Annotated in this window: 12 protein-coding genes; 5 read left to right on the top strand and 7 right to left on the bottom strand. The window is 49.2% G+C overall.

Features of this window, described 5'->3' with window-relative positions; translation table 11 throughout:
* Positions 1-64 precede the first annotated feature (64 nt).
* Positions 65-2,227 carry a TonB-dependent receptor gene (locus P2H89_RS33915; protein ID WP_275835740.1) on the bottom strand — a complete coding sequence of 721 codons (2,163 nt, stop codon included), beginning with the start codon at positions 2,225-2,227 and terminating at the stop codon, positions 65-67.
* A gap of 31 nt (positions 2,228-2,258) precedes the next feature.
* On the bottom strand, positions 2,259-2,576 hold the full coding sequence (locus tag P2H89_RS33910; RefSeq protein ID WP_275835738.1) for a hypothetical protein: 318 nt from the start codon (positions 2,574-2,576) through the stop codon (positions 2,259-2,261).
* 343 nt (positions 2,577-2,919) lie between these two features.
* Between P2H89_RS33910 and P2H89_RS33905 the strand changes: the two genes are divergently transcribed.
* Together P2H89_RS33905 and P2H89_RS33900 are read left to right on the top strand one after the other, a co-directional pair.
* Positions 2,920-3,924 carry a nucleoside hydrolase gene (locus tag P2H89_RS33905; protein WP_275835736.1) on the top strand — a complete coding sequence of 335 codons (1,005 nt, stop codon included), beginning with the start codon at positions 2,920-2,922 and terminating at the stop codon, positions 3,922-3,924.
* A gap of 136 nt (positions 3,925-4,060) precedes the next feature.
* Positions 4,061-4,441 (top strand): VOC family protein, encoded by a 381-nt coding sequence (locus tag P2H89_RS33900; RefSeq protein ID WP_275835734.1) that lies wholly within the window; start codon positions 4,061-4,063, stop codon positions 4,439-4,441.
* 91 nt (positions 4,442-4,532) lie between these two features.
* On the opposite strand, the gene P2H89_RS33895 is transcribed toward P2H89_RS33900, so the two are convergent.
* Positions 4,533-5,252, bottom strand: coding sequence for an HAD family hydrolase (locus P2H89_RS33895; RefSeq protein WP_345799385.1), 720 nt, complete (start codon positions 5,250-5,252; stop codon positions 4,533-4,535).
* 266 nt (positions 5,253-5,518) lie between these two features.
* The gene (locus P2H89_RS33890) at positions 5,519-6,406 is read right to left on the bottom strand and encodes an AraC family transcriptional regulator (protein WP_275835731.1); all 888 of its coding nucleotides are present in this window, start codon (positions 6,404-6,406) and stop codon (positions 5,519-5,521) included.
* Positions 6,407-6,547: 141 nt separating this feature from the next.
* Here P2H89_RS33890 and P2H89_RS33885 point away from each other — a divergent pair, with 141 nt between their 5' ends.
* A complete protein-coding gene (locus tag P2H89_RS33885; protein ID WP_275835729.1) occupies positions 6,548-6,913 on the top strand; it encodes an L-rhamnose mutarotase in 366 nt (121 codons plus the stop codon).
* Between the two features lie 31 nt (positions 6,914-6,944).
* Positions 6,945-7,943 carry an aldo/keto reductase gene (locus P2H89_RS33880; protein ID WP_275835728.1) on the top strand — a complete coding sequence of 333 codons (999 nt, stop codon included), beginning with the start codon at positions 6,945-6,947 and terminating at the stop codon, positions 7,941-7,943.
* Positions 7,944-8,070: 127 nt separating this feature from the next.
* On the opposite strand, the gene P2H89_RS33875 is transcribed toward P2H89_RS33880, so the two are convergent.
* The 3 genes from P2H89_RS33875 to P2H89_RS33865 all read right to left on the bottom strand — a co-directional run bounded on the left by P2H89_RS33875 (position 8,071) and on the right by P2H89_RS33865 (position 13,807).
* Positions 8,071-9,222 (bottom strand): SGNH/GDSL hydrolase family protein, encoded by a 1,152-nt coding sequence (locus P2H89_RS33875; RefSeq protein ID WP_275835726.1) that lies wholly within the window; start codon positions 9,220-9,222, stop codon positions 8,071-8,073.
* Positions 9,223-9,301: 79 nt separating this feature from the next.
* Complete coding sequence (locus P2H89_RS33870; RefSeq protein WP_275835724.1) at positions 9,302-12,313, bottom strand: T9SS type A sorting domain-containing protein; 3,012 nt, start codon at positions 12,311-12,313, stop codon at positions 9,302-9,304.
* An 81-nt stretch (positions 12,314-12,394) separates the two neighbouring features.
* The gene (locus P2H89_RS33865; protein ID WP_275835722.1) at positions 12,395-13,807 is read right to left on the bottom strand and encodes a sialate O-acetylesterase; all 1,413 of its coding nucleotides are present in this window, start codon (positions 13,805-13,807) and stop codon (positions 12,395-12,397) included.
* Between the two features lie 276 nt (positions 13,808-14,083).
* Here P2H89_RS33865 and P2H89_RS33860 point away from each other — a divergent pair, with 276 nt between their 5' ends.
* Complete coding sequence (locus tag P2H89_RS33860) at positions 14,084-17,311, top strand: TonB-dependent receptor (RefSeq protein WP_275835721.1); 3,228 nt, start codon at positions 14,084-14,086, stop codon at positions 17,309-17,311.
* Positions 17,312-17,322: the final 11 nt, after the last annotated feature.

The raw sequence follows: 17,322 nt of genomic DNA, 5'->3' as shown, positions 1-17,322 counted from the left end.
ATTTGGAGTTGTTTTATTAAAAAATACTTATAAGATCGTCAAGTAAATTCCTGACAACCCAGGCTCACAACTTTATCTTCACCCCACCATTCACCACAAAGCCTTCTACCGGGGCATAGATGTCGCGGAACACCGGGTTATCGATCGTACCGGTATAGATGGTATCGAAGCGGGACTGCCGGGTATTGGTGAAGTTTTCGAAATTGATGAATAGGGAAAACTTCTCCCATAACTTTTCGGCCATAAAGCCAGTGATCCAGTAATCTTTACCCATATTGCCATCGCTCAATTGCTGACGGCTAAAATAATACGCTTCCAGGCCCAGCTTCAGCTTGTCTTCAACTTCATACATCAGCACATTGTTGAGGCGGTGACGCGCCGTAAGTGGCAACCACTGCTCCTTGCCCGAAAAGTGCGTATTCGCATCGGTATAGGTATAGCCAATAAACAATTTAAAATCCTGGTACACCAGGCGCAGGTTGGTTTCCATACCACGGGTGTCGATATAGCCGGTACTGTTGCGGAATGCCAGTTGGCCCGATCCCTCCTGCTCCAATACCAACGGCCGGTTGAGGCGGGTATAGAAAAACAAATGATTGAAGCTCACATTAACCGGACCAATATTCGTGCGGTAGTTGAAGTCCCAATTGCCACCTACCGATCTTTCATTTTTCGACTGGTTTACATCGATCGGCAATACATGCTGAAACTGGATGCGCTCCGATTCTTCGGTGAAGACAGTTGGTGTTTTATAACCGAAACCACCGCCCAGCCGGGTCGTCAACCTGGGCGTAATACGCAGCATAGCTGCCACGCGGGGCAGCAATTCAAAACCATACTCTTTCACGTAATCACCCCGCAACCCGGTTTCCAATACCAATCGCTCCGAAACAGTCCACGCGTTCTGTACAAAAAAGCCGAGCGTATTGTAATGATAATCGCGCAGCGGATCGGCCGATCGCTTTTCTTCTTTGAGATCGTCGGTGAGGAAATTGGCGCCGATCACCCAATCGGATTGCTCACCCTTGTAATTCCACGTAAGCTCCGAAAAGGAGGACTGCTGCAGCGCTTCAAACTGGTATGCGGGGATAGCGATATCGCGGTTAAAATGGCTGTAGCTATTCTTAAACTGTAAGGTCGATTGATCATTCAGCCGATAGGCCACGCCCAATTGGGTAGTAATACGATCTGTATTGTTCTTTTCATAGAAACCACTGCCACCGTGTTTGATGTAGTTGACATTGCCACCGACGCGGTCTTCCGTAATATAAGTAACGCCTACATCGGCCGTGAGTTTTTTACCATACAGGAACAATCGGGGGTTGATGGTGTAGCGCTCAAATTTAGGAATCGCCGTAAGTCCGATATCGGCGGGATCGAATGGCGCATTCGAATTGCGCGAAGCGAAGACCGTGAGCCCCGCCTTACCATAACGCTCGCTGTAGAAGCCGCTCAGGTCGAGCCCGCGGGCGCTGGTGCCATTGGCCATGAAGTTAAGCTCGCGTTCCTTGCCTGGTTTCTTCGACACCAGGTTTACCAGCCCGGCAATGGCGCCGCCGCCGTAGAGGGTAGAGGCCGATCCTTTGATCACTTCCACCTGCTGCAGATCGAGCGGAGCAATTTGAAGGATGGACAGCCCGCCGCTGAAGCCAGCATAGAGGGGATATCCGTCGCGCAGGAGTTGGGTATACCGACCGTCGAGCCCCTGGATGCGGATGCCTGCATTGAACGAGGTGGCGGAGGTTTGCTGTGTTTGAATGCCGGTGCTTTCGTTGAGCAGCATGCGGATGTCGCCGGGTTTCATATTGCCTTTTTCACCCAGTTCTTCGCCCGAGATCACTTCCGTACGGGTGGGGGTGTTGGCAATGGTGCGACTGGTACGGGTGGCGGTGACGATCACGGCTTCTTCATCCTCCTCTTCTTCCGCATGCTCCAGGATGATCTCTATGGCTGCCTGGTTGGCGAGCGGAAATATATAGGAAAGGTCTTGGGCCTCGTACCCGACAAAGGACACGGTGAACTGCTGTTCGCCTTCAGGAATGCCGGTGATGGTTACAATGCCGGCAGAGTCGGCTATGACAGTTTTTTGCTGGTTTTTCCAGGTGATGGATGCGCCGGGCAGCGGACTTTTGTCTTCGCCGCCGCGAATGGTTGCTTTAAATATATGCTGAGCTTGTGCAGCCGTGAAGAGGCAACACAGTACAATGCCTGTCAAAAGGAATTTCATGAAAATGCTTTAGTCTACAGAAAATGGATTGTTAGGCAGATAGGCGCACAAACCGGGGAGGCTGGAAAAAAGTAGGGGAGAAGGTGGCCAGCCGGACCAAATACAGCCCCTGGTGCTCCAGCTTTTCGCCCGTGGAGGGAATGGTAATGGTCTCGACCTTGGGCAGATCAACCGCGCCGGGGCAGGTGCCGCAGGCAAAGAAGGGGGAGCAGGTCGTTTCCTCGTGTTGCTGATCGCCTTCTGTGGAGGACGCTACCAATTCGTCTGCGCAATCATCCTCCATGCAACAAGGGTAGAAGGTACCCGAGGCAGTGAGCAATAGCAGGAGGAAGGCGACGACGATTTTCACGCCGCGAATATACAACATTGAGGGATTGGGTGAGCGGGGGCGATGCTGGGCAAAAAAAATCCCAACAGAGACCTGCCGGGAGCAATTACAACTAAGGTGTAACTGTGAATAGAAGTTTTCAGGAAAATCCTGTATTGCTAAATCTTGTGGTGTTATCAGTTCTGCCTATAATAAACAAGCACGAGCAGGGTTTGACAAAAAATAAATGAACTTTTTTTTGAAGTGGATACCGGAGCCACTGAATGAGGGGAGCGGTAACTGCCTCCGAGGCTGCTTTCACGCACCTAGGCATATCCATATTTCCTGGCGGGAAGGGGTTATATTCGTTGGGCAAACGCATGCTATGAAGCCATTATTCCTGTCATTGCTATTGGTGCTGGCTGGCAGTTACTACAGCCTGGCACAGCAGGCCCCAAAACCAGTTCCGATTATATTTGATACCGATATCGGTCCGGATTATGACGATGTGGGCGCCATCGCGCTGCTGCATGCCCTGGCCGATAGCGGCGAAGCCAGGATACTGGCCACCATTGCCAGTAATAAATACGCCCGGGTGGGGGCAGTGTTGAGCGTCTTCAATACCTGGTTCAAGCGGCCCGGCCTGCCGATTGGCGTACCCAAACGCAAGGCCCTCGACCTGCCGTCCTGGCAAAAATGGGATTCTGTGGTCACGGCCAACTATCCGCACGTTATTTCCTCCAATACCGAGGTGCCGGATGCCGTGGCGCTCTACCGTAAGTTACTCGCTGCCGAGCCGGATAATTCAGTTACAATTGTGACCGTGGGCTTTTTCACCAACCTGGCCAACCTGCTACAGTCTGCGCCTGATAAATATTCGCCATTAAGCGGCAGGGAGCTGGTAAAAAAGAAAGTAAAACAGCTGGTGAGTATGGCGGGGCATTTCCCGGCCGGCAAGGAATTCAATGTAGACCGGGATATACCATCCTCCAAAACCGTTGTAACCCAATGGCCCGGCACCATTATCTTCAGCGGATTCGAGATCGGTGTGGAAGTGTTGACGGGCTTGCCGTTGATCGGCAATGAGGCGATCAGGAACAGTCCGGTCAAGGACGTGTTTGCGCTGAGTATTCCCATGAGTAAGCAGGATAAAAATGGGCGCATGAGCTGGGACGAAACGGCGGTGCTGGTAGCTATCAGAGGCTGGGAACCGTACTATACGCTTCGTTCCGGGCGCTTCGTGATCAACAACGATGGCAGCAATAGTTGGGACGATGCCGGCACCGGCCACTTCTACCTCGTGAAGAAAATGCCGGTGGCGGAGGTGACGGCACTGATCAACCAGCTCATCATGCACCAGCCTGTACAAGGAAAGTCGCGGGCAAAATAGTGCGAACTTTTATCAATGCAGCGTTCTGCCTGACAGTACCCAACCGGACACGTCGATAACCTGGTTTCCTTTTGTCAATACACTGAAATTTATCGAAATTCGTTCACCGCTTAAGCGGACTAAAATACTCTCCAACATGAAAAAAGTAACAGGCATCGGCGGCATCTTTTTCAAATGCAAGGACCCCAAACAAATGAAAGACTGGTACCAAAAGCACCTTGGTTTAAACACCAACGATTATGGGGCTACTTTTGAATGGTACGAAGGGGATGACAATACGAAGAAAGGATCTACTACCTGGAGTCCGTTTGGCGAAACCACGAAATACTTCGAACCTTCTACCAAAGAATTCATGATCAATTACCGGGTCGAGAACCTGGAGGCGCTGGTAGAAGAACTCAAAAAAGAAGGCGTGACTATTCTCGACAATATTGAAAGCTACGACTACGGCAAATTCGTTCACATACTGGATGCCGAAGGAAACAAAGTAGAGTTGTGGGAGCCGGCAGGGGAGTAAAAAATACCCTCCCTAAGACTAGGGAGGGGTTACTTGCTATTTCAAAAATTGCTTATGAAACGGGGCTTACCCTTGCATTAGTAAAACCATCTTAAACTATATTCTCTAACAGCATGATCAGTTCTCCGGTAGAACCCAGGATGCCGTCATGCGGATAATGTTGCAATTCACTGGCCGAATACGTACCGTTGGATACGCCCAACGATAACCTGACGCCCGCATTGCGACCCGATAGAAGATCCGCAGGTGTATCGCCGATATTGATCACCTGCATGGGATCGGTTACCCCCAGCTGTTGCATGGCCAGCCGGATCATATCGGGACAGGGTCTGCCACTTTGAACTTCTGTACTGGATATTGAACAGTCGATCACTGAAAAGGGACTTTGACTCGTGTAATGCTCATCTAATCCTTTCATCCAATCCAACCTTTGCAGGATGATATTTGTCACCTTCCGGTAAAGGCCGGTGGTCAGCGCGACCTTAATGCCATTTTTCCGGCAATGCCAAAACAATTCAGTGGCGCCGTCTGCAGCCCTGATCCGCTGGCTCGCATAATGCTGTTCCAGTAACTGCGTGAACAGGTCATAAGAATCGGTCACGTTTTGCCGGTACATAGCATGAGACTTACCAATCTGTTGCTCCCACAATGTTTCAAACACTTTTAGTTTGCTCCAACCCATCATGCCAACTACGGTAGACCTCTCCACAAACAAGCCTGTTTGCTGGAGTGCATCATAAAGAATACTCTCTACTTCCCTGTTATCATAAATTGTGGTACCAGTCATACCACATACTACTAGTTTGATCATTGCCATACCTGCTGAAATGCTACTGCAAGAAATAGAATATTTATAACAGTAGCATGCAATCCTGCATTTTCCAGATGCAATCGTTCCCGCCAACTTTATTGTAGGTTATGCACGAAGTGTAGCATGACTTGCTAGTTTTGTACACGTTAAGTCTTATGGAGAACCCGGTAATGGGAAACACGGAACCTAAACCGTGCCGGATAATGCAAGGAAAACATTTGCCCGGAGGCTAGCAGAGCCCCGGGTAATGTTTTTTCTGCGTGCCTTTAATGTGCAATATGCCCTTGCTGACTTTGTTTCCTGAATTGACCAGGGGTAAGGCTGGTTATCTTTTTAAATACTTTGGAGAAGTGAGGCAGGTTATCGAACCCTGTTTCACTGGCAATGGAAACATAGGGCAGATCAGTAGTGGAGATCAGGTATTGAGCCCGTTCAATACGCTTGGAATGGATGTAAGCGAGCGGTCTTTCTCCGGTAAATTGTAAGAATTGCCGGGAGAAATAGTCGGCATGTTGATTAGCTCTTTGAGCCAGGTGGGCAATGGTTAACGGTTGATGGAGGTTAAGTTGTATATAACTCATGGCATCCAGCACTTTTTGAGGAATAACACGGCTAGCCATTGCTTCGAACTGCCGGCTTTCTAAAAAGCGGGCCACCAATTGCAATAAGATGCCCTGGGTTTCAAGATAGACGGCCATGGTCTGGCGGTTGTTGAGCTCCTGGTACTCTCGGTAATAAGCATTCTTTTCATACACCTTTGGATTGTCCGACCGGTTGATTCCCCTTCCGGGGTTGATGTCGAGCAAGCGCTTGAAGTGAGCTATGTCCATTTCCGTGGCACTCACCTTCATCAAAGCGCGGTTGTGGTGGAAGAGTGACATACCATCGGGCGATTCCTCGAAGAATTGTATGAAATATTGGCTTAAATATTCCGGACAATACAGATTGCACAAGGTATAGCTGGGAATGATATAGATATAACCAGCCTCCAGTTTCAGTTTATCGCCGGCATTCGACAGCAGACCTTCTCCTTCATCTATGTAATACAGGCGATAATAGGGACTGATCACACTTTTATAATTCCACCGTTTGCTTAGCTGCACATGGTCTACATGCAACAAGGAAAAGGAATATTTTAATGATCTGCTGCTCATACTTGTATTGGTGTTGCAAGGTAACCAAATGGTCGGATTTGTATAAAACAAAGTCTTATTCAGGACATAGCCGCCCCTGGCACTGGAACTATATTTGTCAAAACGACACTATTTATTCTAAAAACTATCATCAGTTGAACTATGAAACGACACACACTGGCGCTCGACCTCAAAGATGACCCGGCGCTCATCAGCGAATACGAAAATTGGCACCGGGCAGAGAATGGTTGGCCCGAAGTAAAGGAAAGTATCCTTGACGCAGGTATCGTATCCATGGAAATTTACCGGACCGGTAACCGGCTATTCATGATCATGGAAGTATCCGATGATTTCTCCTTTAAACAAAAGGCTATCATGGATGCCACTAACCCCAAAGTGCAGGAATGGGAGGCGCTGATGTGGCAATTTCAACAACCGCTTCCCTGGACGCAGGAAGGAGAAAAATGGGTGAAGATGGAGCCTTTGTTCGAACTACACGCCACCACTGAAAAAAATATAACCATATGAATAAGACAAATGCTTGTAAAACAAACCTCCCATGAATGAGATCAGTTGGCCCAGGGTCATCTATGGCACCAGCGGACTGGGCAATTTATATACGGTATTGGAAAATACAACCAGACAATCCATCGTGGAGGCATGTGTGCAGCATGCCGATGGCTTGGCGGTATTTGATACGGCCGGAAAATACGGGGCCGGGTTGGCGCTGGAATCATTAGGACAATGTTTGCGTCAATTAAAAGTGCCGAAAGAAAAAGTGTTGATCAGCAACAAGCTGGGTTGGTACCGTATTCCGCTCACTACACCCGAGCCGACTTTTGAGCGTGGTGTATGGAAAGATATTCAACACGATGCGGTGCAAAGGATCAGCTATGAAGGAATCCTGGCCTGCTATGAACAAGGCAATGCATTATTGAATGGCTATAACGCGCAATTGGTGTCGGTACACGATCCGGATGAATACCTGGCAGGAGCCACCGACGAAGCAGATCGCCAGCAACGCTGGCTGGATATACTCGACGCCTACCGGGCTTTGTTTGAATTGAAGGCCAGTGGCAAGGTGAAAGGAGTAGGGGTGGGATCGAAAGACTGGAAGGTCATTCAAAGAATAACGGAGGACATTGAATTGGATTGGGTCATGATTGCCAACAGCATGACGCTGCATGCGCACCCGCCAGCATTGTCCCGGTATATCGGAGAGCTAACTGACCAGGGAACGGTAGTGATCAATTCAGCGGTTTTTAATGGTGGGTTTCTCATCGGAAGTGATTATTATAATTACCAGTTGGTGCAGGCATCTGAGGAGGCACATCAACCACTGTTGCAATGGCGCAACGAGTTCTTTTCCTGTTGTGAACAGCACCAGGTTTCACCTGCGCATGCCTGCATACAATTTGGCATAGGGGTAAGTGGCATCAGCAGTATTGCGCTCAATACCACGCGGGCCGAAAAGGTGAAAGTGAATATTGACATGGCTACCAAACCGATTCCTGCTTCCTTCTGGAATGACCTCCAATCGAAAGGATTAATCCAATGAACATGGAAACATTGACAGGCTGGCAATGGTAATTTTTCCCAACCAGAGTTGAGGTAGTAAAGAAGAGCACCTGTCTCCCGTTGACAGGTGCTTTTTATTTTTTTTATTTTGCCCCTCAGGCACCAGATCATTGAAGAATGGAGGAGAGTAGCTTGCTGTAAGCCGTTGCATACTTATACATACCAAGATCGTTGGGGTGAGTACCATCTAATGATCCTTCCGCCGTGAGGCCTATCTGTGCCGCTGAGAGCAGGTACAACCCTTTAATGCGCATTTCTTTGACCATTTCCCTGTAGGTGGCATGCATAATTTTATTGACCCTTGTGTACCGTATGTTTTGCCGGTCATCGAGGCAAAAACCCGGGTAGCCGGATGCATGCTCTACCAATACGATAGGTGTATGGTGATGAGTCGCTCTTAGTGTTTTCACTGCATTTACAATCAGGCGGCGCAGTGCTGTGTCGGGAACCCTTCCGGAGTCGGTCAGATTGGGTAAGCAATCAAGCACATAGGCAGATGCATCCACCATATTCACCAAATCTATGAGCGGGGTCTCCAGCATTCCATTACCTGAGAAGCCCAGATTAATAATGTGCCTGTCAAGCATACGCCCCAATATATTTCCCCACGCGAGGCCTGCCCTGGTAGCACTTCCTCCCTGCAAGATAGAGGTACCATAACATACAATGGGCTTATCGATGGATGGCTGAACCGGCGTGAGTGTATTTCCGGCCTTCACGCCAATCTGCAACCACTTTGGGGCATTGTGTAATGGAAAATAAAGCCTGAAATGGGTCAGGTCGATGCGCTTGTCAATGTTCCTGAACCAGTATTCAACCGTATCACCAAAACGGCAGGTGCCTGTTGCCCAATGCCATTTTCCTGATCTGTCCTTGGCATAAAGGTCAATTCCCGCATTACCGGGAAAGGTTTTACGCTCAAATAAGTTGGAACCGGCGAGATTGTAGCGCACCATGATTTCAGCCGCATCAGTCTGAAATTCGACATAAGTACCAGCACTGTTAAGACTCAGGTTCCATAAACCTTTTCTGACCAGCGTAGCTGCCCTCTCAGGAAGGCGGCCATAGTCATGGCGCGATCTTGCTTCAGGCAATCGGCCACCGATCTTTGAAAGGGAATCTGCCAGCGGCTCCCACAATTGGTACGTCCCGGACGACTGAGATAGGCCGTCCATTGAGGAAAGCGTGAATGCAGCTATCAACAGGCAGCTACACAGCAAATGAATTAGGGATCGTTGAGCTCGAAAGTAATTGTTCATTAGGTTGATTCTTTTGATATGTATTTTTTGATTGCGCAAGAGCCCTGCATTGGCGAAAACAATGCCGGGCACCAGTCAATTATTCTGTCTTTTGGAACTTTATACTTTGAGATTGCTTTCCATTATTAGCCTGTACGCAATAAGTACCGGCGGAAAATGCGCTGAAGTTCACCGGCATGAGTCTTGCTTCACCACCGGTAATCTGCTCCTTGCGCTGCCATACCTGTCTTCCCGTCATATCCAGGATGCGTATGTTGATCTGGGATGTAGTATCCTGATAGATCTCCAGATTAAGTGTATTCCGTACGGGATTAGGGTTTACAGCGATCCGCAATCCCTGTGCAAGGGTTTGGGTGGCAGTTTCCTGCTTAACCGCCACTCTGGTTGAAACAGGGCCTTCTTTTCCCAACTGCGTCTTTTTTACTGTCCCGTTGGGGTGTGTCGCCTGGATCTTCTTCACTACAGCACCGGGTGCGGGATTTATTATGATGGGAAGCTGCAGGGTCATTTCTGCATTTCCGACCAGCAAAACACTTTCACCGGTCACCAGTGGAAACTCAAGGATCTGCCCGTTCAACGTTTGTTGTGTCTGCCCTGCACGTCTCAGGTAAGCGGCAGCAGGATGCCAGGGGTTCACGATACGGCAATTTGTACCAAAGGTGCTTTCCACCTGTATCACCTTGGGTGCGCCTTGTTCCAGGGTGGCAGATACCAGGAAACCACCGCGCGCCAGCAGGGTAAAGCTCGCCCGCCACTCCGAAGGCCAGGCCGGCGCCACCAGGATGATCTCGTCAATACTTTGCATCAGGGCGCTTTGAATAGCCTCTGGCAGCAAACCATTATTAGCCTGTCCCCAGGTGTTCTGCAGGCCACTTACTCCCGCGCCGGTGGCATACAGCGGTAATATCTTGCGCACTTCATCGGTGAGACCAAGCCGGCCGGGATACTGGGGCCACATATATCCATACCAGGTAGGTGGAACATACTTATAGGTAAGCAGCATTTTCTGAAAGTTGTCTTTATCCTCCTGGCTTCCGGTATAACGCCCCTTCACCAACGAAATAGCTTCGAAGGGGTGTACAGGCCACACCCAAACCGGATCAACATTTGACCGCCCCACACACCTTACTGCATAGCCGGCTCCGAAAGTGCCTGCCGGAAACAAGGGAATTTTCTCCCCGCCGTATTCACCTGCCGGAGGAGTACCACTTTGCAGGCGTACCACGTCAGCATGATCACCGGCAGGGTAGGGGGCAAGCTTTTCAAGAAACTCCGTCCAACCTGCCCGAAGACCCGCATCCACGCCCAAAATTTGAGAGCACGCAATGACTTTCGGGGTGAGCGACCTGATGGCCGCCAGATCAACGATTCCATCGTTCACCCCCCAATAAGATTCGTGCACATTGCTCCGGATAATATGGTAATATCCGTCCGTTCCTTTTTGTGCATAACTCTGATAAAAATCAACCATGCCTTTCATCATGGGATAGGCGGAGTCACGCAGCCAATTGATATCTCCGGTCAGTTGGTAGCGCCAATAAAATTGCATGGCCAGCTGTGATCCTGACGAAAGAATATGGGCTACCCAGGTGAATTGATCATACCGGGCACCGAACTTGGGATTGATCCAATCCAGTGTTGCTTCGACAAGGCACTCTTTGACCACGGCGGGCGGTAGTGAAGCCCGCGTCCGCCTGCCCATCAACACATCATGGATCATCGGAGCTGCCTGGGAGGAAAGGATCGTGGGACCGCTGAATCCAAGCGACTCAGGAACAAAGGCACCTTTTGTAACACCCCAACGTTGTTTGGCCGCGGTTTCGCAGTCGGGCAACATTTTCCGGTACATGTTCAGGTAGGAATCGGTTAACTCCATGTAATTGGCAGCGTAGAGCGACAGGTACATCATCATATCGTTCATGAATTTGTACTGTGCACCCCAGTAGCGCTTGCCATCTGGTGTAGCCAACCACAGCCCGTAGTTATAGAGCGGTGGAAAATTTCCCCGGGAAGTACTGCCCATATGGTAGAGATGCAGGTTATAACGGGCTTCCAGGAAATCGGCCACACCATCATCGCTGCTAAGGTGTACAAAAGTGCGGCTCTTTACCCAAAAGTTACGCCACCAGGCACGGTGTTGTTTCAACAGGGTGTCAGTGCCCTGACCTTCGCCAATGGCTAAAACGGCAAGCGCCTTTTTACGAACATCCACCTGCTCATACAAGGTGGTGGCAGTGGCCAGGAAGAAACCAAATCCCCCGGCAAATGGCTTGGTCTTGAACTTTACCCGGTCTGCCGATTTTTCCACGATCTCAACGGGGGTCCCGCGCACACTGATGGCCACCGCATACTGCATGTAAAAGGAACCCTCCTTAACAGTTTGCACAATAATGGTGCGGCCATAGAATTCGGTGATCGTGTAGTCCCACACACTTTGGCCATGTACTTCTTGTGGCTGCCGGACCATACTCACCTCAAAATTGATCTCCTCCGGGGTCGTTCTTCTGTCACCTATTCTGGCGATCAGCATATCGTGTTCGGCTGAAACAAAAGTGATAAAGTCTACGGTGCCGGTACTGGCCTGGTAATTCAAGGTAACAGTCCCTTCTTCGGTGTTTTGGCGGAGGGATTGAAAAGTAGCCGCTCCAACATGGATGCCAAGGCGGCACAGGGATAGGGTATTGTCGGTAACTTCCTGTTTATCTCCGGGAAGAACGGTATCATCGTAATGCTGGTGCGTGCGGTCCTGGCCGAAAGTATCATTGCGGTTGATCTGGTACATGATCTTTGCGGGATCGGCGGGTTCAGCGGCATTGGTGGCAGTAGCAGCCTTTGCCGGCTTGGTCCACACCAGTGTTCCCATGTTTCCATTGCCGATGGGTATCCCCTCATTCTCTGAAGACGGAGGTTTGCCATAACTGATAGCAGCCCGGGCCAGCAAAGCGGAATGGTTTACATTGAATAGCTTTAAGCCGTCTAGCGAAGGTCTGCCCATAGCGGCCCCGGAAATGTTGGCCAGTACAGAATTGGGGATAACCAGCTTACCCAGTGATACTACACCGAGCTGCTGCAGAAAGTCTTTTCTTTTCATTTGGCAAGAATGTTTAAGTAGTAAAAATCTTATTGATCAGTAATTACAAGCATCGTGTTCGATAACAACATAACCGGCGGATCAGGGCGTTGGCCAATCGTCGGTACGGAACGGCGCTACCGGTAACCCTTCCAGGCTAAAGAGGTCACCTACTACCCAGTCTTTAAATGCATACCGAACGGCAACCGGATCTTTTACCTGGGCACTTCTTACCGTGACGCCGGTTTTGGTTATGATTGCATCTGCCGGGTAAAACTTCCTGTCGTCTCCTGCAATCTCGAAGGCGGATAATGGAGGGTGGGAAGCCATTAATCCCATCGACGTATTGTTGAAAGTAATTTCGATGGCACTCTTGACGATCTTGGATGATTGATAGGTAGGGCTTGCAAAGGGAATGCCTTTGTATCCATAGGTGTTGCCCAATGCCCAGGCGACGAGCCGGTTGCTGATGGTCGTTTTGTTGCTTGGGTGAATACGTAACTCTTCACCAACATCCATGGTGACTACCATGCCGGCGTTGGCAATACTGTTCATGGCTTTTTGTTGCTTTTCCCGTAAAAAGGCGGCTTTGTTGGTCGAATCCCTATAAAAGTGTGGGGCGATCTGCACAAAGTAAAAGGGCCATTCACCGCAATTCCACCGCTTTCTCCAGTCGCTGACCATGGTTTGCATCAACTGCTCGTAGTTTTGGTAAGTGCGGCTGTTAGATTCGCCCTGGTACCAAATGGCGCCTTTGATATGATAACCAGCGATGGGATTGATCATCGCATTAAACAGGGCAGTAGGCTCCCAGCCGGATACCTTGGAAGGATCATCGGGAGATTTGATCTTCACATCACTGAACGGACTTAAGCTGCTGGCCGACATCCAAAACTCGATCTTGGTACCACCCACTGCTGCTTGAATAATGCCCACGGGTACCTTTAATCGTTGCTGTAGTAATTTTGCATACTGATACCCTACGGCACTAAAATCTTTGATCGTTTCTCCATTGGCAGCCAACCAGGGTGTGGCGGCGCCATCAAAATTCGGCACCCGGCTACCAGTTACCTCCATACGGAAAAGGCGTACCTGATCATTGTCTGCATCCATCATCAGTTCGCCGGCATAAAGAATGGGTTGGTTGGTAAATCCTTTTACCGGCATGTCCATGTTCGATTGTCCCGAACAGAGCCAAACTTCCCCCAGCAAAATATTTTTAAGTGTTATTTTTTCTCCATCACTTAAGCTGATCGTAAAAGGACCTCCGGCTCCTACTGTTTTTACCAATAGTCTCCAGTCGCCGGAAGCAGTGGCTTTCGTCGTGTATGTTTTGTCATTCCATGATGTGGTAATGATAATCCGGGCATTGTTGTTGGCCTTTCCCCAAAGCGCCACATCTGCTCTTTGCTGCAACACCATGCCATCACTGATCACGGATGGCAAGGTGATTTTCGCGTATAAATGATTTGTACATAACAGCAAGAGAAATAGCAACAATCTGATCGAAGTCATTGGTGTAGTTTTATTTTTTTGTTGAAGAATAGAAGCGCTTATTGCGACCGTAAATTAATTGAACCAACGCATTACCAGGCCTTCAGGGGTCGGGAACGTTCCCGTGAGGAAATGCTCCAACTTCCTTGTATCAACAAGTCGAAATACTAATTTTGAAATCGCTGCAGTGTATTCAATAGCCGACTATTTAATCAAGCCCGACCTACTGGAAAGAACGAAACTTCCAATCTGCCAGACCGATGAATAACTGATTATAAAAACCCAAAAACGATTGCCATGAGTAATGTTTTTCTCAAAACATTAAGCGTTATTGCCTGCCTGCTAGTATTGCCGTATTGGCTATCCGCACAAAATGTAACCGTTACAGCTACTGTAAAATTGCCTTCCGGCGAACTGGCCGAAGGAGCTTCTGTAACGATTAAAGGATCCAAACGTGGTACTGCCACCAATAGCAAAGGGGTATTTGTTTACGAAGCGAAACCGTCGGATGTCATCGTGATCTCCTTTTCAGGTTACAAGATCCTCGAATACAAGGCTGGCTCCATGCCAACTACCATCTACCTGCAACCGGTTATTTCGGATCTGGACGACGTGGTCATCATTGGCTATGAAAGCAAGAAGAAAAGGGACCTGACCACTTCGGTTACAAAAGTGGATACGAAGAATAATACCGAAGGGGGATATTCCTCCTTTCAACAGTTGATCGGGGGGCGCGCTGCCGGTGTGCAGGTGCTGGAAAACTCGACCGATCCGGGCGGCGGTGTTAGTGTGGAGATAAGAGGCATCGGTTCCATCAGCTTTTCATCCCAGCCGTTGTACGTGGTGGACGGCATTCCGCTGAATAGTCCTGATCTGAACCTCACTACCGGTGCAAGTAGCCTGGTTTCCCCTAGTACGTCCAATCCGTTAACGATGATCAATCCCAATGACATCGAAACCATCGAAATACTGAAAGACGCCGCTGCTACCGCCATTTACGGCGCACGGGGGGCGAACGGTGTGGTGTTGATCACCACTAAATCGGGCAAAGCGGGGAAGATCAACGTGTCGCTGAATGCGAATTATTCAATGACCAGGTCTACCAGGAGCATCAAGGTATTGAATGGTCGCGACTATGCCACCTTTATGAATGAGTACTGGGCCTACCGGAAAGCCATTGGCTATAATACCACGGCTATTCAACCTTACCTCCCCGAGGAAATAGATTCCCTGCCAACATACGATCATCAGAAAGATATTCAGCAAACGGCGCCTACCACAGACATTTACATGAGCGTTTCGGGTGGTGATGCAAAAAACAAAGTTTTCTTTTCGGGCCAGTACTATAACCAGGTGGGCATGATACCCAGCACTTCCTTGAACCGTTATAATGGCAAGCTAAGCTATGAAGGAAAATTGCGCCCGGACCTCACTTTTACCATGAGCACCAATTATACCAACTCGGTACGCAATGGTCAACCTACTACCATACTTTCCAATAAAGTGTTAGGCTGGCCCTCTTCGGTTCCGCTTGTCAATCCGGATGGGGGATTGAATTACCTGGCGCTGTATCAATATGGAAATGGACAAGCTACAACGTATGATGCTACGCGGGGTATTACTGTTTATTATAATCCCCGGTTTGCAGCCAACGAAGCAAGAAGCCTGGCTTACACCAATCATCCATTTGAATTTGGCGGTTCAAACCAGGTGAAGAACGTACAAACCTCCACCCAATTACTAACCAATATTGGTCTTGCCTGGTCAATCAATAACCACCTTAACGTAAGTGCCAAGCTGGGGCTTACCACTTTTAATGCGCTGCTCGAAAATTATACGCCCAGCATCTATATCGGCGGCTCCGCGCTGAAGGGAGCTGCCAGCGCCGGCAATTCGCAAAATACCGGGTTGCTCTATCAGTTGCAGGCCAATTACAACCGGCGCTTCGGCAAAGACCATATATTGTCTGCTTTTGTGGTGGCTTCGGCCGAGAAGTTTGTTTCTAAGACACAAACTGCTTCCACCATCGGGTTCACTTCTGATGTAGCCACCTATCATTCGCTCCAATCGGGATCCGCCTCCAACACACCCTATACAACGTATAATGCCAATCAGTTGGTTTCTTCCATCGTTAGTGCTTCTTATAACTACAAGTCCAGGTATTATCTCAGTGCTTCCGGTCGTATGGACGGTACTTCCAAGTTTACAGAAAATGAACGCTATGGATTCTTTCCGGCCGTGAGTGCTGCCTGGCGCCTGAACCAGGAGAAATGGTTTTCACCGCTCAGGTCGATCTTCAGTGATCTGAAATTGAGGGCCAGCTGGGGTATCGTAGGTAACCAGTCGATAGCTCCATACTCTACCATCAGCACCCTGGATGTGGCCAGTGTTGTTTTTGGCAATACGGTGAATGTTGGATTTACTCCTACCAATCTTTCCAATCCCACCTTACGCTGGGAGCGAACGGCTTCTGTGAATCTCGGCGCAGACCTCAGCTTTTTTAAAGACCGTTTTTCATTGACTGCCGAAGTGTACCGGAAAAGGACCAATGACTTGTTGTATGGAACCATCCCTCCGTTGAGTAGTGGATATACCTTCCTCACCCGAAATATTGCTTCGCTTACCAACGAGGGTATTGAATTCAGTGCTGGCTGGAAAGTCGTTAACAGCAAAAAGGTACGTTGGAACTTAGAGGCCAATATCGGCATCAACAGGAACCGGGTAGACCAGTTGTCTGGAGGAAAAGGAGAATACCAGGATATCAGCCAGGTAGTAACGGGTGCTTATTTATTCCGGTTGCAGCCTGGGGTGTCAATCGGGCAGTTTTATGGGTTAAAAACCATCGGAGTGTGGACGGACAAAACGATCCTGGAAAAACCGGCTGGGTTTCAGACTGGCGCCAGAGAAGGCGACCGCCGTTATGCTGACCTTAACAATGATGGATTGCTGGACGATAAAGACCGGACCTACCTTGGCAGTGCCTTGCCAAAATATTTTGGTGGTTTCAGTTCCACGATTTCCTATAAGGGTTTAGAACTGGCAACGTTCTTCAGTTATTCGGTAGGCAACAAGATATTTGATTATTATGAGTTCAATACGATGTCTTTAAATCGTGGACAGGCCAATATACGCAAGGATATTTTCGATCGTCGCTACAGAATGATCACGCCAACTATGAGTGCAGAAGAAGCGGACAAGATCAGGCTGCACAACGAGCGCGCCAACATCCAGGTACCTGGATCGCTGTATGATCCCCGTGAATCCACTGACCTTTACCTCGAAGACGGCACCTACCTGCGTTGCCGGGACATTACGCTTTCCTGGGCGTTGCCTGCTTCGTGGATGAAGCGCATCAAAGTAGCGGGTGTAAAGTTCTATGCGAACTGCCAGAACCTGTTTATCCTTACTTCTTATCCCGGATATAACCCTGAAGTGAACACCTCAGGCGGTTTAGCGCGTGGTGTAGACGGTGGAACTAGCCCACTGGGGCGTGTTTACCGATTCGGCCTGAACGTGAATTTTTAACATCCAGCTAA

This window comes from Paraflavitalea sp. CAU 1676 (assembly GCF_029223285.1).
Taxonomy (GTDB): Bacteria; Bacteroidota; Bacteroidia; order Chitinophagales; family Chitinophagaceae; genus Paraflavitalea.
Note: the sequence above shows the minus strand (reverse complement) of the source record. Positions and strands in the feature narration are given on the sequence as shown.